This is a genomic window from Lewinella sp. 4G2 (assembly GCF_001625015.1).
Classification (GTDB): domain Bacteria; phylum Bacteroidota; class Bacteroidia; order Chitinophagales; family Saprospiraceae; genus Neolewinella.
On the sequence record NZ_LVWJ02000014.1, the window covers coordinates 2,751,316 to 2,777,436 of the forward strand.

The window sequence follows — 26,121 nt, forward strand, 5'->3', positions numbered from 1 at the left end:
CCCGCCTATCTTTGTGGTGCAATACTTACAAAACCATGCCTTACTACCGCCATACGGCGCGCGTACGTTTTCAGCTCAAAGAAGCGAAAGCCAAAAGCGCCACCCCCATAGTTTTAGTTACCTACGTAAACCGCCGCCGCGTAAAGTGGCAAACCGGCGAACGCATCCACCCGGCCGACTGGAATACTACTACCCGCCGCCCTATCATTGGTAGCCGCAGTAAAGGCACCGCCTACCAGCTGCAACTACTCAAAGAACGGTTAGACGGTTTTGAGCGCCAATACCTAGAATTATATAGAGAATGGCAACTGGATACCGCCGCCGGACTGGAAAACTACAACCCGGACAAACTGCGGTTGGAGCTATCGTACCGCGTTGGCCACCTAGCCCGCCCCGGTGCCGCAGCTGACCAGTTAGACGCATCCGGCTTTGTCCGGTTTGCCGAAAGCGTAAGGGACCACCGCAAGCAAAGTACCAGCATTAAACGCGGCACGTGGAAAGTCTTAAACAATCACGTCAACCTACTACGCGAGTACGCCGACCTGCGGCACGGTGGCGCGGTGGCGTTTGACGAAGTGGACGAACTATTTATAGATGGGTTAAAGCGTTGGTTATACCGTTCTAAGGACCATAGCCGCCGCACCGTTCATAAGGTAATGATTACCCTACGTTCAATTGCTACCCGTGCGGATGACCGGGGATTGATGACCTACGGCAACCGGTTCAAACGTTGGACGAAAGTTAGTTTTCGCAAGCTACCCCAACCGTCATTGAACCGCGCGGAATTTGACGCCCTGCGGTTGTATGACTTCACCGATGAACCCCGATTAGATCGGGTGCGGGATTTGTTTCTAATTGGAATAGCCACCGCCCAACGTTGGAGCGATTACAGCAAATTGACCCCGGCCAACTTCACGGCCTTACCCGGTGGGGGCTACCGTTATTTCATCCAAAGCCAGCGCAAGACCGGTAAACCCGCCGCCGGTGCCGTTATGAGTTGGGCCGTGCCGGTGCTGGAAAAGTACGGGTACGTTGGTGGTGGTGAGTTCAACCCGCCGACCATTAGCCCCGCCAAGTTTAACGACTATCTAAAGGAGGTTGGGCAAATGGCTATACCCGAAGCTACGTTCACCGTTTACCGTGACGGGGAGCATCAAGATGACGCGGGCGAAGTTGTCCCCCTTTGGCAAATGATGAGCAGCCACGCCGCCCGCCGTACCGCCGTTGGTATGCTTCGTACCCTACGGATGCCGGACAACGAAATACAGAAGATGACCGGCCACAAGACCCTAACCGAGCTAGACGGGTACGACGTGCGCGGGGCGGAAGAACTAGCCTTAGAACAACGGCGCGCACTAGACGCCGCATTTGCTAAAGCTGAAATGCGGATAGCTTAGACCAACAAAAAAGCGGCGCGCTACCGGATAGGTGCCGCCGCTCAAAATTGCAATACTTAAAGCGCCAAGGTACGGCCTTTGAGTAGTTAACCCGGCCGCACGGCCACAAACTTTACCCAAATGGCTACTACCCAAACCATTACCGCCACCGCGTATACCCCGTGGCAACTTGCAGCGCACCGGCTGCGGAATTATGAAAATGCCTACTATCGGCATTACACCCTACCAACGGAACCAAACGGGGAATACCCCTATGCCGACCTACTAGCGATTGAGCGCGAAGATGCCGCCGCCAATGTCCGTTACCAACTGGAATACTACCTACTAAGCGCCAACGCCGCCGTAATGCATTCAGTAAGCAAGATTATGGCGAACCCGGAGCGTGGCCGTACGTCGCACGTCCTCGATTGTGTGAGTACCCTAAGAGACGTTTTAGAGGTGCTACAAAGCGGACGCCCGGACCTAGTGGAAAAGCTAGCCGAAAGCGCCGAAGAACTAGCGTGCCAAGTAAGCGAAGCCAGCCCGCAAACCGCCGCAGCTGACCAGTAACGACCAAAAACAAAAACGCCCCGCACCTTTAGCGTCAAGCCGTCGGAAGCTGACTAAAGGGCGGGGCTATTACTCAAAAAGTAACGCCCCAAAGATGAAGGTTTTTTATAACGTCCCCAAACCCGGACAACCGCAGGAATTTTACACCCGGTACGCTAGCTTAGTACCGACCCTAAGCAAGCTAGGTTACTTAGCGCAAGTAGTAAGCGCCCTAACCGAAATAGGTATTTTGTACGCTGTTATTTACGGCTCAATCTACCCCCTTTGGCCGGATGCCGCCACCCCCGCCGCAATGTTTGGCGCGGCCGTTGGTACTTTGTTCTTGGAGCTAGGTTTGCGCAAGTTTGCCCCCTTCGCCGCCCGTGCCGTTATCCTGCGGCGGTTCACCGGTTGGGATGGAATTATAACCGCGTTTGTGCTGACCGTAGCCGTAGGACTGTTAGCCGCATCCGCCGCCCTAAGTTTCAAAGGGTCCGGTTTACTAGTGGAAAGCGTAGCCCCGACCCCCGTGGTGCTGACCAGTACGGCAACCGATGACGAAGCCGCCGCCGCATCCACCGCCGCCGCCGCCGCCCTGACTGATGACGTAGCCGCCACCCGCGCCCGCTATGCTGACTTAATGGAGGCCACCACAACCGCCGCCGCCGCCGACCTGCGGCAACTGGATACCCAACTACGGGGCTTAATCGATAAGGAAGACCGGACCGGCCGCAGCTATCGCACCGCTAAGGGCCGCGTACGCATCCAAATAAGCGATGTAAGCACGGCAAAGGACCGCAAGCTAGCCGAACTACAAACGGCCCGCGCCGAAGCCATAGCCGCCCTAAGAGCTGACCACCGCGCCACCGCCGCCCGCATCGATGCCGACCGCCGCCGCGCCCGTGCCGGAGTGGACGAAGCCAACGCCGCCGCCCGGACTGATGCCGCCGCCCGCGTTACTGGATACGGTGGCGGGCTTGCGTATTTCACCCTACTATGCCTAACGGTTTTTGTGCTTTGCGTCTCAATCCGTGAACTACACTTCGCCGGGGCCGGAATTAGTGAGCAAGTAGAACCGGGTGCGTACGATTTTGAACCCGCCCCCGCCGCCGCCCTGCTAGGTGCCGTAAGCGCCGCCACCGCCCGCGTTTGGTACGGTATGGTACACCGGTTGGAGCGCGCCACCGTAGACGCCCCCGAACCCGTAGCCGCCCCGGTTGTGTGGAGCCGCCCGGCCGCATCGATGACGGCGCAAACAAGTAAAGGGACGCGGCGCAAAATAAAGCCCGCCAAGACCGCCAAAGCCCCGGCCGCTAGTGCTGACCATGCCCGCCGCGTCATTGGCTTCACGCCGCCCCCTAAGCCCGCCCCGGACGCATCCGACGAAGGTCCAACGGCGCAAGCGTTAACGCAATCCGTTACCGACCCCGCCCCGGCCGTTACTGATGACGCAAAGCCCGCAGGAAAAACCGCCGTTTGCAATCATTGCGCCGCCACCTATGAACCGCGTACGACGTGGCAAAAGTATTGTAGTGAGGGATGCCGCAAAGCCTACCACGCCGCCCGCCATAATGGAATAGAGTACAACCCAAACCACAAAAACCGCAGCCGTGGAAAGTAGAACAACAAAGCCAGTAACGCCGCGTACCTACGCCGCCGGAATTACTCGACGCCACCACCGTACCGCCCGGTTTTGGGATGCCTACGCCCGCGCCACCGCCGCCCGGACCAGTACCCCCGAAATGCTGCAATACGCCGAACGTCTGCAAGCCCGCAGCGCCGCCGCCATACGGATGTTTACCAAAGCCATGAAGCAATGACCGCCCCCCATATTTGCAGCCGTTACCGTGCCGCCTACGCCGCCGCCGTAGTAGGTATTTTTGTAGCCGACGCCGCCACCCGTGCGGCCCGTTTGAAAACTGCAATACTTACACGAATGATTGAGGAGACAAACGCTAGCGATGACGCCAAAGAACCCATTTGGGTAGCTAGCCTAATTGATAAGCTAGACTTAATTGATGAAGCTAAAGTGTATATCTACGCTATTGTGGGGCTATACCGTACAAATTTTTTGCGACGTTGGCGGGGCTCAATGGAGCGGCAAATGTTATTAGATAGGGAGCGCACAACCTACTACAAGGCGTCGTTTGATAAGTCTTTCACGGACTTTGCTTGTATGCAGTGCGGCGGAAGTCTAGACTACATAGATAACGGCCCCCGCTACTTTCAATGGGTTGAAGGATTGCCATGGGAACCAAAAGAGATGCCGGAACCAAAAGCAACGCCCGGCCACAATCGCTTTGCAAGTATAGTTATTGACGCGATTGTTGAAGGGGAAGGTTCTGATTACCTACCGTACGAAGTAGACATAGAAGACCATACTTACGACCCTGAACCGGGGGAAACTAGACGTATCTGTATAACCTTAGATTGTTGGGTTGAGGGTGATGCATTAGCCGTCTACTTTTACTACAAATGGCTAGAAAAGCTAACCGCAGATAGCCCGGAGCTAGCCACCGCCGCCGCCGTTGAAGATGATCCGCCGCCGCGCCCGCTTTACCTGCAACTACTCAAAGAATTACTAGCAATACCGGAGGGCGGAAAGCGTAAGCCGCACTACGCCGCCGCCGCTAAAGTTGTCCCCCTGCAAGATGGAACCCCCCGAACGTCTGAAAATGTACGCCGCAGGTATTCAGATTGGAAAGCGCGCCCCCACGAGTTTAGCGCCGCAGATATAACGCTAGTTGTCAACGAATTACGCGACGAAGGCCGACCGATTAACAAAGCCTATTTAGCGGCCGTCCGGCGAAATGTTGCCACCGTCTAAAAATGTCCCCCGAAAATGTCCCCCCGTCCCCCGATTGAGGGACAAAAACTAGCCCGCACCTTTACGGTACAAAATTGCAAGACTACCCCAATTATGAACAAGCCATTTACCCCCGTACCCGTCCGCATCGATGTTGTCACTATGCCGGTTAATGAGCTGCGGCAACTGATTACAGATACCGTTACCGACGCCATGAACCGCGCCACCGCCGCAGCTGCCAAGGGCGCTAAGACCGCCCCTAACGGTGCCGCAGTATTACCGGAGCTGTTGACCCGCAAAGAAGCCGCCGCCCTGCTACGGGTAGGCGTGGCGACGTTGGACGGCTACGTACGGGACGGTATGCTAACAAAGTACAAAGTAGGCCGCAGCCAAACGCGGTTGAAGCGTGACGAAGTAAGAGAACTAGCCCGGCTAGCTCAATAAAAAAGGCCCCGTAATAGTGCGGGGCCGTTCATCTGTCTAGCTTGTAAAGCGGGGCCGGGTTAAGCGTCCAAACTTAATCACCCGACCCCATCAAACGCAAGTAGGGCGAACCCTAACGCATGGCAAATTTATGCTATGACGGCCACCCGTACAATCTGCGGGGGCCGTCTACCTTAGAATATCTAACGGATCCGCCGCCGGACCATTACCAGCAACCGCCGCCGCAGCCGTCCCCATCCACCGCCGCAACTGATGATGAAGCCGCAGTAGATGACGCCCCCGAAAGTCTACCCCCCTTTAGTATTGGTAAGTTTGGTCAACCGGTTATAAACCGGCTATCCGTTCACGATGACCGGTTAAAGGTTTGGGCCGACCTGCAAGCCGAAGTAGACGCCCCCGGAGGCCGTACGGTGCCGCATCCGCTACTATCCGCCGACTACGCCGAAGCATTGACGTTAGGGCCGTTCACGTTGGTACCTGCGGGCTACGGTGCCGGGATTTGTCGGAGGTTGTACGACGTACACCACAAGAACCAAAGCGACCCCGTAGCGACGCTAATGAGCCACCCCCGCAAAGGGACCGGCCGCCGCGTTTGGTACACTATGGCAAACCGGTTGAACTACACCGGCAAAGCCGTACCGTTAGGCGTGGAATTATTGGACGCCCTGCAAGCCACCGCCGACGGGTTGAGCCATTACGAAATAGCCGCCGACGCCGTAGCCCTTAGCGGTGCCGTTGGGTTCATCCATACCGCCGGACTAGTGCGTAAGAACGGCCGCACGTGGGGGATTAAAGGAAACGACCGGAACCAAATAAGCATTGGTAGTTCAACGTCTGCCAAGTACGCCACCGTTTACGGTAAGGGCAAACGCTTAAACCGTGAAAACAAGCAATACCAAGGACGCGCCGCAGTAGCTGCCAACGTAGTAGCCCCGGAGGACGTAAGCGAGCTAATGCGATTAGAATGGAACCTAAAGGCCAAAGCCGCCAAAGCATTACGCTACCAAGGAAAGCCCGTTACCCTGCGGACGCTGTTAGACCCGCTAGCCCGTCTATCTATCCTTCGCCAACAAACCGAAGCCGGGTTTACGTTTAAGTACCCCGGCCGCGCCGGTGCCGTGGTGCCGTTCTTTAATTGGCCCGCCATAGATGCCGCCTACCGTGCGCAAAATGGATTAAGCGCCACGGACCCCCCAACGCCGGTTACTACCAAAGCGCCGCGCCCCCGCGCCCGTAAGAGTACCGCCACCTATGGAGCTAAACAAGCAATCCGCAAGCTAACCGCAGATAGCCGCCCCGGTGACTACTTAGCCGCCGCCACCCGGCCGGAGCTGCAAACGATGACCACCGCCGCCCTAACGGATCCGCGCCGCATCCGCAGGCTAGCCCGCAAGCTATCCGCCGCCGGTTGTGGGGTAAATGATGACGAAGTAACCGCAATCCTTACGGAGTGGATGACCGCCACCGCAGCGCCTGCAGTAGCCGCAGCAATAGCCCCCGCAGCGCCCATCCTGCTAGCACGTGCCATTACCGCCGAACATGACTTAGACCACTATTTAGGCCGTCAATACGTAGCCCGCCGGAGGTTGCCCGCCGTTCACCGCCCGCCGGATAGTCTAGCAGTATTACCCCCCGCACCTAGACTATGAGCGCGCCCAACCAACGGCCCCGGTTTATTGAGCTACCGACCACCCAAAAAGGGACGGCCGGGGAAAGGATAGCCGCCCGTTGGTTTATTGATCGGGGATACCTACCGTACGGCCCTGCATTTACCGGAGCGCACCCCGTCGATAACGTACTACTAAGTCCGTTCACCGGCAGAGTAACAGCGGTTGAGGTCAAGACATACCCCCGCCGGTACGCATCCGCCGAAAATGGAATAGACGCCGCCGACCTGACCAGCTACACCGAATTTGCAGAATGGTATAAACTGCCCGTCTATATCGTTTGGATTGACCAGTACGAACGCCGCGCCTACGGTGCGCTACTAAGAGACCTAGCCCCCCACGCCCGCCCGGACGGGGATAAGGTTTACTTTAGCTTGCAGCTAATGCAAGTAATTTTCAAACTGACCCTACAACAAGTTAGCCAGTTGCCCCCGTTACCGCACCCCAACGCCTACGCCCGCGCCCGTAGGTTCTTTACTGATGACGAAGGCCACCCCGCGCCGACCACCTAGTCCCATATGTAGCCCCCTGCGGCCCTTATCCACCTTCACCCGTGCAACCGTGCCGGGTGCGGGCTTAAAGTCGTTTGAGCGTAGCCGTAGGGGTTTGATTATTCAAAGTTTATCAAAGCGCCGCCGCCGTCTATTACTACAAGTTCACCCCTTACCAGTATGCAGGGTCAGTTTGCACGTTCACCCGTAAAGCGATGACCAGCGCCGCCGCAGATCCTGACGCACCCGGACTTTGGTTAAGCCTCAAAACCTAAGAAAACCTAAGGTAGCCAGCCCGCCCCCAACGCCCGCGCGCGCCGTATCTTACAGTATGCCTAACCTACCCAAACCCAAACGCCCCGCCTACCTACCCGCCCCCGCCCCCCGCAAGCGTAGCCCGGCGCAAATGGAGGCCGCCAAGTTCTACAACTGCCAACGGTGGCGAAGTACTACAAAGCGATACCGCGCCGCCAATCCTTTGTGTGAGGCTTGCGCGCACGTTGACGAACTGGAACCGGCCGCAGTAACGGACCACGTGGTACCTATAAGCGCCGGAGGCAGTCCGTACGAAGTGGACAACTTTATGCCCCTTTGCCACCGTCACCACAACCGTAAGCGAGCGTACGAACTACGGGGCTACGTAACGTCAACCGTGCAAGGTTTGGACGGCCTACTACCTGCGGACCGCGCCGCCGTGCTGGATAAGTTGGAGCCGCGCCGCAGCTGACCGCCCGCCAAACTTCATTTGGAAATCAAATGATTCTAGCCCCGCCGCAGCCGTAACCGCTAAGGAGTGAAAGCCCGGCGAATAGTCTTTTTCTGCAAGATGACCCCGCGCCGGGTACCTCCCCCATGCCCCCTTTGGTTCTTTGCCGAAGTACGTTTCAAACTTCGCAGCCCTAACCGCGTGAATAACAACGGAAATTTTGAAGCGAAAAAAGTTGGAGCTACTCTTGGGAAAAGATTACAGAAATTACAGCAGCCTTTAAAAGCAAGTTGACGAAATCGACCACGCTTTAAAAAGGAAAGTTGGGGCGCTGTTAAGACCTGCGGACAAAGCAAGTTTGTATTACTAACTGCTATTGTTTCCACAGCCATAAAAGGACCGGAGGCTATCCCCGATGTTAAGAAATGTTAATGTATGGCGGGGCCGCGTTTGGTTGTTTTGGGAGCAATGAAAGGACCGGAGGCCACCCGTGGCGGTGGTTGTTTTCAAACCTTTGGGGCGAACAATGAACTACAGAAAACTACATATAAAAAAGGCACCGGCTAAAGCTCGATTTGCCACCGCCGCCGCAGCCGGTTAAGTAGTACGCTATCCTGCGGGGGGTAGCTGCGGGGCTAGTTCATCCATTAGCGCGCGCAAGCTGTCTAAGGTCCGTTCACGTTCGGTTAGGTTCATCCGCCCCGTTTGCCAATCGTCCACCGTGGCTTTGGCTAGGTAGTCTAACCGGATGACCGCAGCGCGCACCGTATCGGTTGAGGGGTCATAATAGGGCGAAGGTTCAAAGCCGCCCGCCGTAGCGTTTGGTGCCAAGTTTTGACCACTACCGGAGCAACTGACCAGCGCCGCCGCAATCGATGCCATTAGTATTAGTCTAGTAGCCATAGTTGGGAATGATGACAAAGCCCGTGCCGGGGCCGGTTTTACGCTCAAAATGCAGAGTTCGCCCCCAATTACGCCCCCAATCTGAAAAGCGAAGCCCCTAACTAGTTGATAGTTAAGGGCTTACGCTAAACAAGTGGTCGGGATGACAGGATTCGAACCTGCGGCCCCACGCCCCCCAGGCGTGTGCGCTACCGGGCTGCGCCACATCCCGATTGGATGTAATTTGATCTACGCCGAAGCACAGATCGTGGGGGAGGGGAGGTGGTCGATACTGGGCTCGAACCAGTGACCTCTGCAATGTCAATGCAACGCTCTAAACCAACTGAGCTAATCGACCAAAAGGCGCTTTTTGTACCCTGAAATGTCCCCCGCATTCGGGAAAGTTGCTTCGGGGGGAAAGAAGGTTTCATCATCATCCTTCCTAAGCGGCTGCAAATATACACCGGGGCCGTAAACTGAAAAACAATCCGGTAGATTTTCCGGAAAGATTTGCTACGGCCAGTCGTAGGCCTCATGTACTTGATCAGTGTAGGCTACTCGCTTAGGATGAACTTAATTTTAGGCTTGTGCCGTTGGCGTAAAACTCATGGGCGGGAACTGAGGGCCGTTATCGTTGCCACCCTTTTTGGAGGATATGCTTCCGAACTGCGCTTCGTACTTCTTGATGTTGTCCGCAAGCGCGGAGACTAAGCGTTTAGCGTGTTCCGGCGTCAAGATCACCCGGCTCTTCACCTTGGCCTTGGGGGCGTTGGGTACGATGCGGACGAAGTCGACCACGAATTCACTGTTACTGTGCGCAATGATGGCCAGGTTGCTGTACACGCCTTCGGCAATGTCCTCGGGCAGTTCAATGTTGAGTTGGTTCTGGGGCTGAGCTGGTTTCTTCTCGTCGGCCATGTTGGCTATATTTTATTGATGGTAGATGTTAAAGCAGAACGCTACTTTTTTGGTGCGGCTTTCTTCTTTGCGGGGGCCTTCTTTTTGGGAGCCGCCTTCTTCTTGGTCTTGAAAGCCGTTGGCATTTCCGCAGTGATCAATTTCTTGATCTTCTCCAGCGGCAGCTCAGCGGCTTCTTCGCGCGTCATCCGTTCCCCTTTCTTATTCTTGGGAATCTTGATGCTCTTCTTTTTAAAGCGGATGAATGGCCCCCAGCGCCCTTGCTCCACGTCGATTTTCTCTTCGGGGAAGCGCTGGATGTAGCGGTTGGCCTCCTTCTCAATCTTGGCCTGGATCAGTTCGACCATGTCGTCCTTACTCAGGTTGTCCGGATTGTAACGTTTGGGGATGTTGATGAACATGCCATTCCACTTCAGGAAGGGGCCGAAACGGCCGGAACCCCGCTGTACGGGAAGTTCCTGGAAGGTCATCACCGGAGCGTCCGCTTTCTTTTTAGCTGCGACCAATTCCTTGGCGCGGTTAAGGTCGACGCTATGCGGGTCTTCCCCTTTTTCGAGGCTGACGAAGGTCTCGCCCCAACGGACGTACGGTCCGTAACGGCCAATCCCAACGGCGGTTTCCTGGCCGTCGATCTCACCCAGCACTTTGGGCAGGGTGAAGAGCGGCAGCGCCGTTTCCAGGTCGATCTGCTCCATGCTCATTCCCAGGGGGAGGTTGGCGTAGCGCGGCTTTTCGTCGGGCAATAACTCATCGGGTGAACCCAGTTGGATAACGGGGCCATTTCGGCTGAGACGTACTAATACGGTCCGGCCCGTTTCGGGGTGCTGGCCCAATATGCGTTCTCCGGATACGCGTTCGGCGTTCTCCGTCGTGTCCTCCACCTTTTCGTGGAAGGGGTGGTAGAAATCGGAGAGCATCTGCGTCCAGGTCACGCGGCCTTCGGCGATGCGGTCAAACTTCTCCTCCACCTCGGCGGTAAAGTCGTAGTTCATCACTTCCTCGAAGTTTTGGTCGAGGAAATCCGAGATGGCCATCCCCATGTCGGAGGCGAAGAGGCGGTTCTTGACCGCGCCCGTCATTTCCGTCTTGGTCTCGGAGCTGACGGTACCATTCTTCAGGGTCATCACCTCGTACTTGCGCTCGGTACCCTCCCGGGTTTCGCTGGTGACGTACCCGCGCTTGGGGTCCATGATCTTACTTACCGTCGGAGCGTAGGTGGAAGGGCGGCCAATGCCTAACTCCTCCAACTTCTTGATGAGGCTAGCCTGGGTGTAACGGCTCGGCGGGCGCGTAAAGCGCTGGGTCGCCGTCATCTCCGCCAACGGTAGTGGTTGGCCGACGGAAAGGGGAGGGAGGATGCCGGAGTCGTCCTTATCATCATCGTCGTCGTCCTGCCCCTCCAGGTAAACCTTGAGGAAGCCGTCAAACTTGAGGACTTCACCCTGCGCCTTCAGCTTGGCGTCGGGAACGGTGGAAACGCCAATCTCAACGGTAGTTTTCTCCAACTGCGCGTCCGACATCTGGCTGGCGATGGTGCGCTTCCAGATGAGTTCATAGAGGCGTTGTTCGTAACGGTCGCCCACGTTCACGGTGTGGCGATCGATGTAAGTGGGGCGAATGGCTTCGTGGGCCTCTTGCGCGTCCTTCTTTTTACTCTTGTGGCGTCGCGGCTGGCTGTAGTTATTGCCGAAGGCGGACTTGATCTCCTTTTCAATGGCGGTCATTGCCGTTTCTGAAAGGCTGATACTATCGGTACGCATGTAGGTAATGAGACCGGCTTCGTACAGGCGCTGAGCGGCCCGCATCGTGTTCTCCGGGTTCATGTAGAGCTTCCGGCTGGCCTCCTGTTGGAGGGTGGACGTCGTAAACGGCGCGGCGGGGCGACGTTTGGTGGGCTTGACGTCAATGTTCTTGATGGAAAAGTCCGCTCCGGCGCACTGGCTGAGGAATTTCTCGGCTCCCTCCCGGTCATTGTAACGGGTAGGGCTTTCGGCCTTGAGTTTTACCGTGCGGCCCTGCTCGTTGCGGACGTCGAAGATGGCGTTGACGCGGAAGAAAGGTTCGGCCGTGAAGTCCATGATCTCCCGCTCCCGCTCGACGACGAGTTTTACGGTGACGGACTGCACGCGGCCGGCGCTCAGACCAAATTTTACCTTCTTCCAGAGTACGCCCGAGAGTTCGTAACCCACGAGGCGGTCCAGAATTCGCCGCGCCTGCTGGGCGTTGACGAGGTTGATGTCCACCAATCGGGGATTACTGATCGCGGCCTTGATGGCGGGAGGGGTGATCTCCCGGAATACGATTCGTTTCGTGGTGTCCACCGGTAGTTTTAGGACTTCGCAAAGGTGCCAGGAAATGGCTTCCCCTTCGCGGTCTTCATCCGTCGCGAGCCAAACGGTATCAGCCTTGTTCATGGCTGTTTTAAGCTTCTGGACTTGCTTGCGCTTATCCGGGGAGACGACGTATTTAGGCTTGAATCCGCGGGCAATGTCCACGGCGCCATCTCCCTTATCCAGATCGCGAATGTGGCCGAAGGAACTCTGTACGGTGAAGTCCTTACCCAGTATTTTTTCAATCGTTTTTGCTTTCGCCGGGGACTCGACGATCAGTAAGTTTTTTGCCATGAGATGATGTGTGGGATCTAGAAATAAGGTCGGTAAATGGGGGCGTTTTTGTTGCCGTGCTGTTCCGTTAGGGGCGGTAAGAGTACGGAATTACGCGGTAATAAGTTGTTGGATTTGTTTTTTTAGCTCCTCAACGGTGGGGGCATCGGTGAGGATTCGGTCCTCCAAATGCTGGTCCGCCAGGCTGACCGGCGTTCGGTTCGGAAGCACCCAGGCACCCATGTGGGCGAGGCAGTCGCCGAGGTGGTCCATCCCCCGTAAATTACCCGCCCGGCCGGAGGAAATGCCCACCAACGCGACGATCTTACCACTGAAGTTTTGCTTGTAATTATTCACGCTAATGCCGTCAATAAAAAGCTTTAGTACGCCGGGGTAGCTTCCATTGTATTCCGGAGAAATAAAGACCATCTTTTGAGCACCTAATATATAGGTCTCTTGTAGCGTACGCCATGCAGCGTCCATGGTGTCAGGCGAGTACATTTCCCGTTGCAAGCCAGCGAGGGATACTTCACTGAGGTCCAACAATTGTGCTCCTTCACCCGCAGCGCGCAGCGCCTCCACGTAATGCTGAGCGTACGCCAGGGTCACACTATCCTTACGGTTGGTTCCGGAAATTACGGTGATCATAGGGGGTGGTGGGTTTTGGGTGGGCAAAGGTATACCATCCTTAATTAGCGGTGAACGGTGGTGGGCCAAGTCTTTCTATAGTGATACCCTGAGTTCCCGCTAGTTGGTGGGGTCCGCCAGCAGTAATGGAGAACCACCGTGTGCGGTTGTGGGCTTTTGGCTTTTCGCTACCTTCGCACGCCAAAGTTCTACCACCAATGCTCACCACGCTTCGCTTCACTCTGTTGGCCATCCTCCTCTGCCTGGTTTCCTGCAAATCCGACCGGAAGCCTGCTAGTAAGACGACTCCCGGTGAGCGGCCCGTAGGCCTGACGGTCGTTACCTGGCGCCACCTGGCCCAGGATGCAGCCATCATCAAAGCCTTTGAAGACCGGATGCGAATCGACGTAAAAGTCGTCATCAAACCCATGCGCGAGATCATGGCGGGCGCTGCCGCAGGTGCCGGGTTGGAGGGGGACGTGGTACTGGTCCCAACGCTGGAAGACGCCGCCCGTTTGCGTGGGTTCGACGTCCTTCAACCTTTCTTCGTAAACGCCTTCACCCAGGGGGAGGTCTCCGACGCTTACGTGGATAACGAAGGCTACTATTCCGGCCTGACGCGCTGGACGATGGCCACCGTCTACAACCCGAACGCCGTCACCGCCGAGGAAGCTTCTACCTACCGGGGCGTCCTGGAAGCTCCCTTGCGGGGGATCCGCCTCGGCGCCGCCCACCCCGACTCTTCCGGATTGGCGGGCGTGATCGCGGGGCTCAACGCTACTCTGAACCAACAGGCCGCGGATTTCTGGGCCCAAGGCATTTACAATAAGGCTGCCGGTGGATTGCAGGGGAACGATTACGACGTCCTCGAACGGATGCTCGCCGGAGAGTTAGACATGGCCTTCGTCTCCTCAGGCGCCGTAATGCGGTGGTTCCTCAATGGCAACCAAACCCATTACGCCGCGGGAGATGCCTGGCGCGTAAAGCTCCCCCGCACCCAGGCGACGGACGACAACTTCATGAACATGACCTGCATCACGGTACCGGCCACCGCGCCCAACCGCGTCATGGCCCTCAACTTCATCGACTACCTCTACGAAAAGAACGTCCAGACCCAACTCACGGACGCCTACTTCGAATACCCCACCCAGTCCTTCACCGAGTCCAACGAATATTTATACGGTATCCGGGATGTCATCGGCCGCAAGCCCGTCGTTGAAGTGCTGGAAAACAACCTTCCCCTGGCGTGGAGCCTTATTAATCGAGAAGCAGGTGTCAGTAGCGAGTAGGAAAGTTGCGAGTTGCAAGTAGAATAGTTGCAAGTTGCAAGTGTTTCCACTCGATACTCGCCACTCGATACTCGCCACTTGATACTCGCAACTCGCCACTCCCAACTCGCAATTCAACCCCAACCAAATGCATAAGTCACTTTGTCTTTTACTGCTGACCTTATTTACCGTTCAAGTAGCCCAGGCTCAACCCGACCGATGGCAGCAAGCGGTAGATTACAACATGAGCGTGTTTCTCGACGTCAAGACCAACCAGTATACTGGCGACCAGACCTTGATCTACACCAATAACTCTCCCGATACGCTGCACCGGGTTTTCTACCACCTATACTACAATGCCTTCCAACCCGGTAGCATGATGGACGTGCGCAACCTGACCCTGGCGGACGCCGATAAGCGGGTGGGGGAGCGCATCAGCAAATTGACACCGGAGGAGATCGGCTACATGAAAATTGGCAACCTCACCCAGGACGGCCAAACCGTGAAGCACGAAACCGTCGGTACCATCCTGGAAGTGGACCTGGCCCAGCCCATCATGCCCGGAGCCAAGACCACCTTTAAGCTGAACTGGGAAGCGCAGGTACCTCTGCAGGTTCGCCGGGCCGGCCGCGATAATGCGGAAGGTATCGAATACAGCATGTCCCAGTGGTACCCCAAAATGGCGGAATACGACTACCAGGGCTGGCACGCCAACCCCTACGTCGGGCGCGAGTTCTACAGCGTTTGGGGCGACTTCAACGTGTCCATCACCGTAAATAAGGACTACACCGTAGCGGCCACCGGCTACTTGCAAAACCCCGACCTGATTGGAAAAGGTTACGCCCCTGAGCCCCGCCGGACCCCGCGCCGCATTACCTACAACTTCATCGCCCCGAACGTAGGTGACTTCGTCTGGGCCGCCGACCCAGATTACCAGCACGACGTCGTAACCCGTGCCGATGGCATGGACATGCACTTCTTCTACCAGCCCGGCGAAAAGACCACCGAAAACTGGACGAACCTGCCCCGCGTAATGGACGAAGCTTTCGCCTACATCAACGAGCATTACGGTGATTACCCCTACGAACAGTACAGCTTCATCCAGGGCGGAGACGGTGGTATGGAATACTCCATGGCCACCCTCATCACCGGTGAACGGTCCTTCCCGAGCCTGGTCGGCGTTTCCGTCCACGAACTCATGCACAGCTACTACCAAGCGATGATGGGCACCAACGAAACCCTCTACGCATGGATGGACGAGGGCTTCACCAGCTGGGCCAGCGCCGAAGTCATGAATCATCTTAAAAGCAATGGTCTACTGGGCAGTGCCGAACCGGTGGACAACCCCCACGAGCGGACCTACGCCAGTCTCCGTGGATTCCGGACCTCCGGCCTGCAGGAACCCCTCAGCACCCACGCGGATCACTTCGCAACCAACGCCGCCTACGGAGTTGGCTCTTACACCAACGGCTCTGTGTTTCTGGAGCAACTCCGTTACATCATCGGGGAAGAAGACTTCGAGTGTACGCTCGCCCGCTACTACCACGACTGGCGCTTCAAGCACCCGAACCCGAACGATTTCATCCGCGTCGCCGAAAAGTGTAGCGGCCTGGAATTGGATTGGTACAAGGAATACTGGGTCAACTCCGTCCACTACGCCGACTACAAAATGAAGGACGTCGATGGTGAGGGCAACACGGCCATCATCCAACTCGAAAAGGTGGGCCGGATGCCGATGCCCCTCGAGATCAAGGTGACGAAGAAGGACGGCTCCACCCACTGGTACTACACCGCCCCCCAAATTATGCGTGGTGAAAAGGCCCAGCCGGCCTACGCCAACGACTGGACCATCCTGAAGGACTGGCCCTGGACCCATCCTACCTACGAGTTCACCGTCGACTACCCGAAGGGCGACATCGAGCGGGTGGAGATCAACCCCACTGGCCGCCTCTACGAGGACAACATTGAGGATAACGTTTGGGAAGACTAGTTACCACTTTGTTTCGGTTGCCCCTCCGGCCCGCTAAATCCAGCCGCGGAGGGGCAACCGAACAAAAAAAGCTGAAAAGAAGTGTCTAGCGGGGCCACGCTCCGTCCAATAGCGGTGTCTCCTCAACGAACGAGCCACCGCCAGCAGCCTTACATGAAGATTTTACTACTCACTAAGAAGTTTCCCTATCCACTGAAAGACGGCGAAAGCCAGGCCATCCACGGTCTGAGCAAAAGCCTCGCCGAGATCGGGTGCCAAGTGAGTTTGCTGGCCATGAATACGACGAAGCATTTCTTCGGCGATTCGGAACTGCCGGCAGCCATGTCTCATTACCAGGAAGTACGTACAGTATCCGTTGACAACGAGGTAAATCCATTTGCCGCCCTGAGCACACTTATTAAGGGGAAGTCCTACCACATCAGCCGTTTTGATCTGCCGACCTACCACGAGGCACTGGCCAATTGGTTGAACGAGGAGTCCTTCGACGTGGTGCAGCTCGAAACCCTTTACCTCGCGCCGTACATGGCGACCATCCGTTCCCACAGCAACGCTCAGGTCGTCATGCGTTCCCACAACGTGGAGCACGAAATTTGGGAACGGTGCTCGGCCAATATGTCCTTCGCGCCCAAGCGTTGGTACGTCCGCCACCTCACCAAGCAGCTCAAAGCCTACGAGTGCCAACAGCTCAATCAGTACGATCTCTTGTTACCAATCACGAAGCGGGACGAGAAGCAATTTGAGGGCCTCGGCTTCCGCGGCGAAAGTCACGTGCTACCCATCGGTCTTGATACGCCCTGCGGGGAGCCGCGCTACGATAGTTACGGGCGCAAACTGAGCATGCACTTCATCGGTTCGCTCGACTGGTTGCCCAATCTGGAGGGCCTTAAATGGTTCTTTACTGATATCTGGCCGGCCATCCACCGCGCTTACCCCGACCTAGAATTTCACGTTGCGGGGCGGAATATGCCGGCTTCCATCAGCCAGTTGCGGATGAAGAATGTCATCATCCACGGCGAGGTGGAAAGCAGCTGCGATTTCGTGGCGGCCCACAGCATCAGCATCGTGCCCCTCCTCTCCGGTGGTGGAATGCGGGCCAAGATTTTAGAAGCTATGTCGCTGGCGCGTGTGGTCATTTCTACCTCCATCGGTCTCGAAGGCATCGAAGCCAAGCACCGTCGCGATCTTTTCGTAGCGGATACCCCCGCTCAGTTTTTGGCCTCCATTGAAGATTGTGTCCGCCGTGGCCGCAAGCTTGAGCGCATTGGCCGTTCTGCCGCCAACCGCTTCCATAAGCGCTACGACCGCCGGGTACTGGCCGAGAAATTACTCCGCAAGTACGAGCAGTTGATGGCCGCCGAGGTAGTTGCGTAAATCTCACGCTTTATAATTCGGGCGCTGCCGCGGGTGCGGGGTGGGGGACAAGTGAACCTTCCCGCGTACTTTTGCCGGAACATTCCACTTCGGTAATCCGGCCATATGAAGAAGTTCCGTAAGGTAGTTTTGTACGTCCTCCTCGCAGCAGCCCTGTACGTAGGTGGATTACTTCTGTTCGGTACCCTCACGGACTGGGCGCCGGAAGGAACCGAGCCGGCTCAAGTTTGGAACGCCGACCGGGCTAACCCCGAAATCCAGGACTCCGTACTCACCTTTCTGACGTGGAACGTCGGCTACGGAGGCATCGGTAGTGAGGATTTCTTCTTCTACAACAAGGGTGACTTTTTCTGGACGGACCCGGGCACGGTCCGGATGTCCAAAGAACGCGTCACGGCTAACGTCGGGGGGCAACAAATGACGGTCAAAAATACCCTCACCGACTTCTTCCTGTTGCAGGAAGTAGATACCGCCGCCCGCCGCAGCCACTACATTAATGAGTTGGACACGGTCCGCAGCGCGCGCGACCAGTACGCCACGGCCTACGCATCGAACTTCCAGAGCAAACGAGTGCCCCTGCCACTGTTGCAACCGTGGGACCATTATGGCTACGTCGTTGGTGGATTGGCCACCATGAGCCGGTATACGCCCGTTGAGTCCAGCCGCATCCAACTGCCGGGGGAATTCCCCTGGCCCACGAAACTGTTCCAACTGGATCGTTGCGCGCTGCGCCAGGAGTTCAGTGTGGCCGGTGGGAAAAAAGTGGTCACCTACAACGTCCACCTGTCGGCCTACGATAAGGGAGGAGGGATCCGGCTGCAACAAATGAATGCCATCAAGCAAGCGGTGCTAGCGGATTATGAAGCCGGCCACTACGTCGTCGTAGGGGGAGATTGGAACCAACTACCGCCAGGTTTCAACTGGTTCAGCCTGAACCCGACCGTTGAACGAATCGAAGCACCCAAAACGGTGGCCTTCGACTTCATGCCCGCTGGGTGGAAGTACGCCTACGACCCGGGGACGGCCAGCGTCCGGGAAAGCCACGAACCCTACGATAGCCACCGGACGCGCCGTTCGGTGATCGACTTTTACCTCTTGAGCCCCAACCTGCGGATCGCCCAGGTTAAAGGTCTCGAAATGGGTTTTCAGCACAGCGACCACCAACCCGTTTACCTGGAGGTGGAGTTGTTGAAATGATCCCCGTCTCTGCAGCATTCTGAACCCAATTTCTCCGCTTACGTTTGTTCCTCAATTGACCGAAACCTACCAGCCAATGAAAACTGCCTCCCCCGTAATGATGGCCCTGCTTGCCCTCCTCCTTTGCACCTGCGACAGCGCCCAGACCGGCGTAGCGGAAGAGCCAGCGGAGAGCCCGGAAGTAGTTTCCGAAGCCCAACGGCGGGTGAATGAGGCGTCGAACATCGCCCTGGTCGATTCGCCCAATCCTGCAGCTCCAGGATTTAATGTAGCGGGTTCAGACGCTAAGGCCATTCGGGTGGTAGATAGCCTCGTAAAGTACCACGGGGGACGGGCGGCCTACGATGCGGCGCGCTACTTCCGGTGGAATTTTTTCGGCGCCAGGACACTGAGTTGGGATAAACTGGAGAAACTGGCGCGGATCAACGTGCCAGAGCAAAATACCGTGTACCTGCTGAACTACGGAACCACGCCACTGAGTGGCCGCATCCGCGTAAAGGGTGACGAAGTGACGGACCCCGACGCGCTCGCCGAAGGGCTGAAAAAGGCCCACTCGATGCTCATCAACGATAGCTACTGGCTCGTGCACCAGTTCAAATTAAAGGACGACGGCGTAACACTGAAGGCCGCCGAAGACGTGCGGACCGACCCACTGGCCACCCGTCCTTCGTTCGTGATTGACCAGACCTTTGATGGGGTGGGGGAGACGCCTGGCAACCGGTACCGGTTGTACATCGACAAGGTAACCTACCGCATTAACACCTGGCAATTTTTCCGGAATGCGGACGACGAGGAACCCGCTATGCAAACTCCGTGGAATGGCTACGTGCCGCACAATGGACTCTTACTTTCGGGTGACCGCGGCGGCCGCTTTCAGCTGACGGACATTGGTGTCCCAAAGTTGATCCGAGAACGGGAATTCAAGGAATTTTAGGCAGGTTAGAAACCGATGCGCTTACGCTGGATAGAAAGCTCCTTTGTATCCAGTTTGAGGTGGTCAACGTCGGCCAACTCTACGAGGATATTGGGCTGATCGGTAGTCTCCGTACTACCGGCGTGGCGTAAGTCGTAACGGTGTAAAATGTCCCCCACCAGTTTACGGACGGTGCGAGCGTTGCCAAAGTAGCTATCGCGGTACTTATGGAGGAAGCGTAGGTAGGCCGCGAAATGCTTGCCGGCTGCTTCGTCCAGGTATGCCTCCTTTTCAGCAAATAGGCTGACGCCAATCTCGTACAGTTCTTCCGGTGAATAATCCTCGAAGCGCAGCACTTTGTCGAAGCGACTATCCAAACCAGGGTTAGCCTTCAGGAAGGTATCCATGTTATCGGGGTAGCCCGCTACGCAAACGAAGAATTCGCCGCGTTTATCCTCCATGCGTTTAAGGAGGGTTTGAATGGCTTCTCCGCCAAAATCTCCGCGTTCGGTGCCTTTCTGGGTGAGGCTGTACGCTTCGTCGATGAACAGGACGCCACCGATGGCTTCTTCGATCTTTTTCGCCGTTTTTTCTGCGGTTTGGCCGACGTAGCCGGCGACCAATCCCTGTCGGTCAGTTTCCACGATGTGGCCCCTTTCCAGAATGCCCAGGGCGTTGTACAATTTAGCGAGGATGCGGGCGACGGTGGTCTTACCAGTCCCCGGGTTACCGATCAGGACAGTATGAAGGTGGAAGGTGTTCAGGACGTCGCGACCAATGCGGCGGTAATAGCTGACGAGGCTGACGAGTTCGCGCAGTTGGGTTTTGACGTTTTCCATCCCGATGAGCTTATCGAGTTCCGCCAGCGCCTCATCGAGTAACTGCTGGTTGACGGGGATCGCCGGACGTTCTTTTTTCTGGAGAAGATCGATGCTCTCAACATCCTTTAAAATGACGCTACTCAGCTCTTCCGGAGTATAGCCATCGAGGTTGCTTTCCTCGTTTTGCATGAGGCGCAGGGCCAACTGGATCTTGACTTTTTCGATCAAGTCGTGGACGAAGCGGGCGTTGCCGAAGGTTTTGTCCCGCTCGCGGTACGCCTTAACGATTACTTCCTGGAGCCTGGCCCGGGCTTCGATGTTGAGGGTGATGCCTTGCTGTTCGGCCGCATAATCCGCAATGGCGTTGAGCTCTTGTGGGATGAAGTCCGCAAAGTCGTAGTGGTGCTTAAATCGGGATTTAAGACCGGCGTTGCTGTTGAGGAAGCGCGTCATCTCAGCGGGGTAACCGGCGACGATGATGGCGATGTCGCCGTTACCGCTGGACATTTCTTTGACCAAAATTTCGATGACCTCGCGGCCAAAGTCCTTCCCGTCGTCATTCGTCCTCGCTAGACCGTACGCTTCATCGATAAAAAGGACGCCACCACGAGCCTTGTCAATCACCTCTTTAGTCTTGGGTGCTGTCTGGCCAATGTATTCCCCGACGAGATCAACCCGGTCAGCAATCACGGTGTGGCCCTTGCTGAGGAGACCCATGTGGTGGTAAAGCTGGCCGATCATCCGTGCTACGGTGGTCTTACCGGTACCGGGGTTTCCGCTGAAGACGGCGTGGACGTCGATGCCCTGATCCATCTTAAAGCCCCGCTGCTGGCGAAGTTGGAGGAAGCGGATGTAGATGGCGTGCTCCCGTACTTGCCGTTTGACTGCCTGCAGGCCGGTCAGGGCATCCATCCGTTGCATGATGTCGGTGAACGATTCTTCAATGGCGGTCTCCGGGGCGAGTACTTTGGGGTGCTCTTCGCCCGGAATAAATACGGCTGGGTAACCGGGGACGGCCATGTCTTCATCCACAACGAAGGGAATGCTGACAATGAGTTTGTCCAGGAAGACCACGTTAGCTGTGTAATTGTCCGACCACCACAAATGGGGATTTGCGGCGCCCCACCCGGCGGTGATAACGATCTCGTCCTGGCTCTTCTTAATTTGCTGAAGGCGGACGATTTGCCCTTTGAGCTCCCGTGCCTCGTTTTGGAAGCGGGTAAATAACTCAAGGTGCCAGTCGTCTTCAGACTGCAAGTTGCGGAAGGTCAGTTCCACGTAGATGTAGCGGGTCTCCTTGACGGAGAATTCCTTGAGGTAGACGCGGTCCGCTTCCAGCACATCATCATAGGGCCCTTCGTAAAGACGAACGGTTTTGAGCTCCAGATATTTTTGGGCGGCGTCCACGTTGAGCCACTCGAGCTCGTTCTCGTCGAGCGCGTCGGACTGGCTTTCGATGACGTAAAAGTATTTGGTACCAATCTTCTGGCCGTCCACGTAGGCGTCCCAGTAGTAGGTTCCCTTTTTCCAGAAAGTGCCGGGGCGCTTATTGCCCCAACCTTCCCGCATGAAGATGAGCTGGTCAAACTTGCTGACCTCCTTCTCAATGCTGAGGTTGCAGATCTCCGTATGGCCCTCGTCTTCCACGAGGAAACACTTCAGGTCCACCTTGAGCGACCAGTCGGCCATGTCGAAGGCCTTATTGTACAGGCTGAGTTCCGTGTAGATGTAGGCAGTCTCGAACCGGTCGAAGACCTGGCGGTATTTCTTGACGTTCTCCCACAAGTATTCCGTGGAGTTATACACCTTCAGTTCTTTAAACTTAAAGGTGCTTTCAGGTGCCTTGATTTCCTGTCCGCTACGCATAAGACTGAGGGGTGAAAGAGATTGAAAGGTATGGTGCCGGTACGTACTGTCGTGCCTGGTCGCCTGGCTACCCTACAAATATCGGGTTTAATCCATAACAGTGTTTGGACACATAAATGGTCCTAATCTAAGCACGAAAATGCGGGGGGAGGTTCGGTGGTGTGGCATAAAAAAAGGCGCGCCAGGTCAAGCCCGGCGCACCCCAAAACCACCTATCTAAACTTGGCTGCGGTATGAATTCGCGCCGTGGCCAAGTTCGATGAGTTGCCCTATTAACTAGGATCGGCAATTTTGGTTGCGGATTAGAAAGAAAAAACTTTAAAAAATTTAATTGAATGGAGTGGAAGATGACAAAGGACCAGGTGCAAACGCGATAAGTATTGAAAAGAGTTGCAGATTTTGGAACTTGCTTGGCATCCGGCATAAGATTCTGCCAACAGGGATTGGCCGCAACTAATCTCCGCTCACAGCCATTAGCTGCGGGAGACTATCACTGACACAAACTACTCCTCAAATGAACCAAACTGCTCTGACCGAAATGCGGTGGCGCCGATTCGACGGTCGGAAAATTGAACTACCCATCGTAGATGCCGTAGCGAAGACACTTGTCCGAGAAAAGGAAGCGGGAAATAAGCTTAAGGTCTGTATCGGTACCGATTCTCAGGTCCGTGGTAAAACGGTGGAGTTTGCTACCGTCATTGTCTTCCTCCGGGAAAAGAAAGGCGGCTTCATGTTCATCGCCAACTACAAAACGGAGCAACGGATGAGCATCCGGGAACGAATGATATTAGAAGTCGGCCGTTCCGTTGAAATCGCCTACGCGCTTTGTAACCTGTTGGATGAGCACGGTGTAGCTCTCGAAGTTCACGCAGATATCAATACGGACCCCAGTTTCGCCTCCAACGCCGCCCTCAAAGAAGCCATGGGCTACATCTTGGGTATGGGCTTCGTCTTTAAGGCTAAGCCGGATGCTTTTGCGAGTTCTGCTTGTGCGGATAAGGTTTGTTAGTGTTTTGGTGCTTTGGTGCTCGGAATACCGAAGCACTGGGAGTTTGTCTATTTACTTCTGTCTTTTCGATTAGGACCGGGTTCTCTGAGCGCCCGGGGGTATACAGACTTTAGGTCCTCGTGGCGTGGTCAAGCCGCGCGCAGCAAGGGTTGAGCTCCCGCGAGCGTCCGGTACATCGTAGAATTTCCTAGCCAAGCCGGACGCTCGCGGGACCTCCTGCGTCGGACGCCACGAGGACCTGAAGATTGTGGAAGTATTTAAAAATGTTACCTTCCTTGGAGATCCGTGGGACTTACGAAGAATAGCGACTAAGAACAAAGACCACTTTAAGCGCCCGGACCTTGATAGGCACAGTTGAGCGGACATCCTCACACTTAACACACCTACTCCTTCTCTCCCACAAACGAAGCCAACGTCCCCTCATTTTCCCGCTCCTCCGGCAGCCGCCGCCATTGCCGTTTCCGGAAGTAGCGCAAAGAGATAACCAAAATTACCAACCAGTACACGATCTCCATTCCCCACGCTAATGGCAGGTTACCCCAGGAGCTACGGACGACGATGAAGATCAGGACAACGTACAACACCGCTACGGCGCTCTGAATGCGCAGTGCCAGTTTCGTTTCCCCCGCGCCAATGAGCCCGTTGAAGTAAATACTCCCAAAACTGAAACTGGCGAGGATACCCCAGAGTACCCAGAAAACAGGGTAGGCGAGGTCGAACAAGTACGCCCGGCCGTCTCCTAACAAAGGGTAGAGCACCAATTTTGGAAAGGCCAGGAGAGGCAAAATCATCAAGGACGTCACCCCAAAACACATCCACGCAGTTTTCTTGAGGACGATCATCACGTTGTGCCGCTCCCCCCGGCCCACGAAATAGCTCGCCAGCGTATTGATGCCCGTACAGAAACCCCAAGCCGGAATGGACAGGATGAGGTAAGCAATCCGAACAATGTTGGTCGTGGCCAGCGCCCGCTCCCCAAAGTTCTCGACCAGGCCAAAGAATACAAAGGCTGACCCTAAACCCACCACCGACATGGCTACGATCGGGACGGACAAAGAGAAGATCTCCCTGATCATGATCGGGTTGTACTTGGGTAACCGGAAGATGTCGTAGATCCGGTTCTTCTTGTCAAACGCCATGTAGATCAGGAAGACAATTAGGGCGACATACTCCGCAATGGTACTGGCCAGCCCGGCACCGGCAATGCCCATCTCCGGGAAGCCGTAGAGCCCGAAGATCAGCGCTCGATCAAGAAAAATATTGGTGGCAGCCAGGATGACGGTATCCACAACCACAAAGACCGGCCTGGCAATGCCGGTATACAGCGCAATACAAGCTACACCGAGGTAGCTGGCGAAGACGCCCCACTTGCGCATCTCCAGGTACTCCAGTGCCTTATAAAAAATGACGTCGCTATCCACCAGGCTGGCGAAAAGCCAGTACACCCCGAAAGTCATGAATAGGAACATCACTACGGAGAGCGCGGCCTCAAAGTAGACGGTGTGATAGAAGACCTTCCCGACTTCGCTGGGCTTCTTCTGGCCCGCTCTTCTAGCAATCAGAATTTGCCCACCCCGGCTAAAGCCAAAGCCAATTGCGGCTACGATGATGTAGAACGTCGCCACGAACCCAATGGCCGCGAAGTCGTCCTCACTGCGGTAGTACAGAAACACGCTATCCGTCATCGCCACCACGTTCTGGGCCGCGCTACCGATGATGATCGGCAGCGAAACTTTCCAGATATCGCGGTACGAAGTGGATAATTGCACGGGCTAAAGGTAGTGGTCCTTACAACGGGCAGCCTGGCTAAACTTTCGGCTTGCCGTTCCCGCAGTTAAAGCCATGATGGCCTATTGGCGGATTTGAACATCCTGATTCAGCTGAGCGGAAATAACCTCAGCGTCCTTACGCAGGTAGTCCAGTAATTCTGCCGCCGCCATTTTGTTGGGGTTAGCCGTCACCACGTAGTAGTTGCCATTCGGGCTGACGCGGTTCTTTAGCTGCAGGTCCTGCTTACCGTATTTGGTGAGCCAGGCGACTGGGTCGACGAGGGGGCGCAGGTGTACGATGATCTCCTCCCGCTCTCCATTAGCCGTAGCCGTCCGGCCATCATCCAGGGTGGCAGAACGCTGGCGGTAACCGTCCAAAGCCGACCATTCCTTAAGCTTCTGGGCAACGCTTCGCAATTCCGGCGAAGTCTCTTCCTTCCAGGTCAGCGTTACCGGGTTCTGAGCACCATCGTACCAGGTTAGGGTCGTGGCGGGCATATCCGGCAACCGGCTGGGGAAAGTACGTGGGTAGGCCTTAAAGTTGATCTGGCTGATGCTGTCCAAAAAGGAGGTTACCTCCCTTCGGCTAATGCTCTTCTGCCACGTTCCGGGCTGATCCGTGTACCGCTCACCTTTCCGCACGAGCAGGCCGTTGCTGTAGACGTCAAGGGTAAACACTTCGCACTCTCCGAAGCAAATACCTTCCCCGTAGCTCAGCCGCAGTAGGGAGGGGTCCGGTTGTTTGACGGTCGTTTCCACGAGGTTAGCGGGGTCGCAACCGGTAAAGTTGGTGAGCAGGGCCACGGCCGCAAGGAGTAGGAAGCATTTCATGTTTCATCAAGTCAGTG

General features: G+C 56.0%; 22 protein-coding genes and 2 tRNA genes. 15 read left to right on the plus strand and 9 right to left on the minus strand.

Annotation, left to right across the window (positions count from 1 at the left end):
• Positions 1-35 precede the first annotated feature (35 nt).
• The 9 genes from A3850_RS11510 to A3850_RS11550 all read left to right on the plus strand — a co-directional run bounded on the left by A3850_RS11510 (position 36) and on the right by A3850_RS11550 (position 8,060).
• A complete protein-coding gene (locus tag A3850_RS11510) occupies positions 36-1,397 on the plus strand; it encodes a site-specific integrase (RefSeq protein WP_068216646.1) in 1,362 nt (453 codons plus the stop codon).
• Between the two features lie 120 nt (positions 1,398-1,517).
• Positions 1,518-1,946 carry a hypothetical protein gene (locus A3850_RS11515; RefSeq protein ID WP_068216648.1) on the plus strand — a complete coding sequence of 143 codons (429 nt, stop codon included), beginning with the start codon at positions 1,518-1,520 and terminating at the stop codon, positions 1,944-1,946.
• A 229-nt stretch (positions 1,947-2,175) separates the two neighbouring features.
• Positions 2,176-3,546: a hypothetical protein gene (locus A3850_RS11520; RefSeq protein ID WP_157501075.1), complete on the plus strand. Its 1,371-nt coding sequence runs from the start codon at positions 2,176-2,178 to the stop codon at positions 3,544-3,546.
• The gene (locus A3850_RS11525; RefSeq protein ID WP_068216652.1) at positions 3,536-3,745 is read left to right on the plus strand and encodes a hypothetical protein; all 210 of its coding nucleotides are present in this window, start codon (positions 3,536-3,538) and stop codon (positions 3,743-3,745) included. Before A3850_RS11520 ends, A3850_RS11525 begins: the two co-directional genes overlap by 11 nt.
• On the plus strand, positions 3,742-4,752 hold the full coding sequence (locus A3850_RS11530) for a hypothetical protein (protein WP_068216653.1): 1,011 nt from the start codon (positions 3,742-3,744) through the stop codon (positions 4,750-4,752). Before A3850_RS11525 ends, A3850_RS11530 begins: the two co-directional genes overlap by 4 nt.
• A gap of 93 nt (positions 4,753-4,845) precedes the next feature.
• Positions 4,846-5,175 (plus strand): helix-turn-helix domain-containing protein, encoded by a 330-nt coding sequence (locus tag A3850_RS11535; RefSeq protein WP_068216655.1) that lies wholly within the window; start codon positions 4,846-4,848, stop codon positions 5,173-5,175.
• A gap of 119 nt (positions 5,176-5,294) precedes the next feature.
• A complete protein-coding gene (locus tag A3850_RS11540) occupies positions 5,295-6,824 on the plus strand; it encodes a hypothetical protein (RefSeq protein WP_068216657.1) in 1,530 nt (509 codons plus the stop codon).
• Positions 6,821-7,354 (plus strand): hypothetical protein, encoded by a 534-nt coding sequence (locus A3850_RS11545; protein WP_068216659.1) that lies wholly within the window; start codon positions 6,821-6,823, stop codon positions 7,352-7,354. Before A3850_RS11540 ends, A3850_RS11545 begins: the two co-directional genes overlap by 4 nt.
• Before the next feature lie 310 nt (positions 7,355-7,664).
• On the plus strand, positions 7,665-8,060 hold the full coding sequence (locus tag A3850_RS11550) for an HNH endonuclease (RefSeq protein WP_068216661.1): 396 nt from the start codon (positions 7,665-7,667) through the stop codon (positions 8,058-8,060).
• A 588-nt stretch (positions 8,061-8,648) separates the two neighbouring features.
• On the opposite strand, the gene A3850_RS11555 is transcribed toward A3850_RS11550, so the two are convergent.
• From A3850_RS11555 to A3850_RS11580, 6 genes are all read right to left on the minus strand, one after another.
• Positions 8,649-8,942, minus strand: a complete 294-nt coding sequence (locus tag A3850_RS11555) for a hypothetical protein (RefSeq protein ID WP_157501079.1) — start codon at positions 8,940-8,942, stop codon at positions 8,649-8,651.
• Positions 8,943-9,076: 134 nt separating this feature from the next.
• Positions 9,077-9,153, minus strand: a tRNA-Pro gene (locus A3850_RS11560).
• A 51-nt stretch (positions 9,154-9,204) separates the two neighbouring features.
• Positions 9,205-9,279, minus strand: a tRNA-Val gene (locus tag A3850_RS11565).
• Positions 9,280-9,500: 221 nt separating this feature from the next.
• Positions 9,501-9,839: a DUF3467 domain-containing protein gene (locus A3850_RS11570; RefSeq protein WP_068216664.1), complete on the minus strand. Its 339-nt coding sequence runs from the start codon at positions 9,837-9,839 to the stop codon at positions 9,501-9,503.
• A 41-nt stretch (positions 9,840-9,880) separates the two neighbouring features.
• On the minus strand, positions 9,881-12,463 hold the full coding sequence (gene topA / locus A3850_RS11575) for a type I DNA topoisomerase (RefSeq protein ID WP_068216666.1): 2,583 nt from the start codon (positions 12,461-12,463) through the stop codon (positions 9,881-9,883).
• 90 nt (positions 12,464-12,553) lie between these two features.
• Positions 12,554-13,090, minus strand: coding sequence for an NADPH-dependent FMN reductase (locus A3850_RS11580; protein ID WP_068216667.1), 537 nt, complete (start codon positions 13,088-13,090; stop codon positions 12,554-12,556).
• A 197-nt stretch (positions 13,091-13,287) separates the two neighbouring features.
• On the opposite strand from A3850_RS11580, the gene A3850_RS11585 reads away from it, so the two are divergent.
• The 5 genes from A3850_RS11585 (at position 13,288) to A3850_RS11605 (ending at position 19,829) form a co-directional block, all read left to right on the plus strand.
• The gene (locus A3850_RS11585) at positions 13,288-14,358 is read left to right on the plus strand and encodes an ABC transporter substrate-binding protein (RefSeq protein WP_068216668.1); all 1,071 of its coding nucleotides are present in this window, start codon (positions 13,288-13,290) and stop codon (positions 14,356-14,358) included.
• 127 nt (positions 14,359-14,485) lie between these two features.
• Positions 14,486-16,327, plus strand: coding sequence for a M1 family metallopeptidase (locus tag A3850_RS11590; protein WP_068216669.1), 1,842 nt, complete (start codon positions 14,486-14,488; stop codon positions 16,325-16,327).
• A gap of 153 nt (positions 16,328-16,480) precedes the next feature.
• Positions 16,481-17,698, plus strand: coding sequence for a glycosyltransferase family 4 protein (locus tag A3850_RS11595; RefSeq protein WP_068216670.1), 1,218 nt, complete (start codon positions 16,481-16,483; stop codon positions 17,696-17,698).
• Between the two features lie 105 nt (positions 17,699-17,803).
• Entirely contained in the window at positions 17,804-18,895 is a 1,092-nt protein-coding gene (locus tag A3850_RS11600) for an endonuclease/exonuclease/phosphatase family protein (protein WP_068216671.1), read from the plus strand.
• A 76-nt stretch (positions 18,896-18,971) separates the two neighbouring features.
• On the plus strand, positions 18,972-19,829 hold the full coding sequence (locus A3850_RS11605; RefSeq protein WP_157501081.1) for a hypothetical protein: 858 nt from the start codon (positions 18,972-18,974) through the stop codon (positions 19,827-19,829).
• A 5-nt stretch (positions 19,830-19,834) separates the two neighbouring features.
• On the opposite strand, the gene A3850_RS11610 is transcribed toward A3850_RS11605, so the two are convergent.
• Complete coding sequence (locus A3850_RS11610; RefSeq protein ID WP_068216674.1) at positions 19,835-22,495, minus strand: AAA family ATPase; 2,661 nt, start codon at positions 22,493-22,495, stop codon at positions 19,835-19,837.
• A 538-nt stretch (positions 22,496-23,033) separates the two neighbouring features.
• On the opposite strand from A3850_RS11610, the gene A3850_RS11615 reads away from it, so the two are divergent.
• Positions 23,034-23,504, plus strand: coding sequence for a ribonuclease H-like YkuK family protein (locus A3850_RS11615; protein WP_068219713.1), 471 nt, complete (start codon positions 23,034-23,036; stop codon positions 23,502-23,504).
• Between the two features lie 383 nt (positions 23,505-23,887).
• On the opposite strand, the gene A3850_RS11620 is transcribed toward A3850_RS11615, so the two are convergent.
• Positions 23,888-25,273 (minus strand): MATE family efflux transporter, encoded by a 1,386-nt coding sequence (locus A3850_RS11620; protein WP_068216675.1) that lies wholly within the window; start codon positions 25,271-25,273, stop codon positions 23,888-23,890.
• 81 nt (positions 25,274-25,354) lie between these two features.
• Positions 25,355-26,104 carry a DUF6438 domain-containing protein gene (locus A3850_RS11625; RefSeq protein WP_068216676.1) on the minus strand — a complete coding sequence of 250 codons (750 nt, stop codon included), beginning with the start codon at positions 26,102-26,104 and terminating at the stop codon, positions 25,355-25,357.
• Between the last annotated feature and the right edge of the window lie 17 nt (positions 26,105-26,121).

Excerpts from the sequence above, each read along its gene's own strand:
- A3850_RS11510 (WP_068216646.1), top strand. The coding sequence starts at position 36 with ATGCCTTACTACCGCCATACGGCGCGCGTACGTTTTCAGCTCAAAGAA.
- A3850_RS11515 (WP_068216648.1), top strand. The coding sequence starts at position 1,518 with ATGGCTACTACCCAAACCATTACCGCCACCGCGTATACCCCGTGGCAA.
- A3850_RS11530 (WP_068216653.1), top strand. The coding sequence starts at position 3,742 with ATGACCGCCCCCCATATTTGCAGCCGTTACCGTGCCGCCTACGCCGCC.
- A3850_RS11535 (WP_068216655.1), top strand. The coding sequence starts at position 4,846 with ATGAACAAGCCATTTACCCCCGTACCCGTCCGCATCGATGTTGTCACT.
- A3850_RS11540 (WP_068216657.1), top strand. The coding sequence starts at position 5,295 with ATGGCAAATTTATGCTATGACGGCCACCCGTACAATCTGCGGGGGCCG.
- A3850_RS11545 (WP_068216659.1), top strand. The coding sequence starts at position 6,821 with ATGAGCGCGCCCAACCAACGGCCCCGGTTTATTGAGCTACCGACCACC.
- A3850_RS11550 (WP_068216661.1), top strand. The coding sequence starts at position 7,665 with ATGCCTAACCTACCCAAACCCAAACGCCCCGCCTACCTACCCGCCCCC.
- A3850_RS11555 (WP_157501079.1), bottom strand. The coding sequence starts at position 8,942 with ATGGCTACTAGACTAATACTAATGGCATCGATTGCGGCGGCGCTGGTC.
- A3850_RS11570 (WP_068216664.1), bottom strand. The coding sequence starts at position 9,839 with ATGGCCGACGAGAAGAAACCAGCTCAGCCCCAGAACCAACTCAACATT.
- topA (WP_068216666.1), bottom strand. The coding sequence starts at position 12,463 with ATGGCAAAAAACTTACTGATCGTCGAGTCCCCGGCGAAAGCAAAAACG.
- A3850_RS11580 (WP_068216667.1), bottom strand. The coding sequence starts at position 13,090 with ATGATCACCGTAATTTCCGGAACCAACCGTAAGGATAGTGTGACCCTG.
- A3850_RS11585 (WP_068216668.1), top strand. The coding sequence starts at position 13,288 with ATGCTCACCACGCTTCGCTTCACTCTGTTGGCCATCCTCCTCTGCCTG.
- A3850_RS11590 (WP_068216669.1), top strand. The coding sequence starts at position 14,486 with ATGCATAAGTCACTTTGTCTTTTACTGCTGACCTTATTTACCGTTCAA.
- A3850_RS11595 (WP_068216670.1), top strand. The coding sequence starts at position 16,481 with ATGAAGATTTTACTACTCACTAAGAAGTTTCCCTATCCACTGAAAGAC.
- A3850_RS11600 (WP_068216671.1), top strand. The coding sequence starts at position 17,804 with ATGAAGAAGTTCCGTAAGGTAGTTTTGTACGTCCTCCTCGCAGCAGCC.
- A3850_RS11605 (WP_157501081.1), top strand. The coding sequence starts at position 18,972 with ATGAAAACTGCCTCCCCCGTAATGATGGCCCTGCTTGCCCTCCTCCTT.
- A3850_RS11610 (WP_068216674.1), bottom strand. The coding sequence starts at position 22,495 with ATGCGTAGCGGACAGGAAATCAAGGCACCTGAAAGCACCTTTAAGTTT.
- A3850_RS11615 (WP_068219713.1), top strand. The coding sequence starts at position 23,034 with ATGCGGTGGCGCCGATTCGACGGTCGGAAAATTGAACTACCCATCGTA.
- A3850_RS11625 (WP_068216676.1), bottom strand. The coding sequence starts at position 26,104 with ATGAAATGCTTCCTACTCCTTGCGGCCGTGGCCCTGCTCACCAACTTT.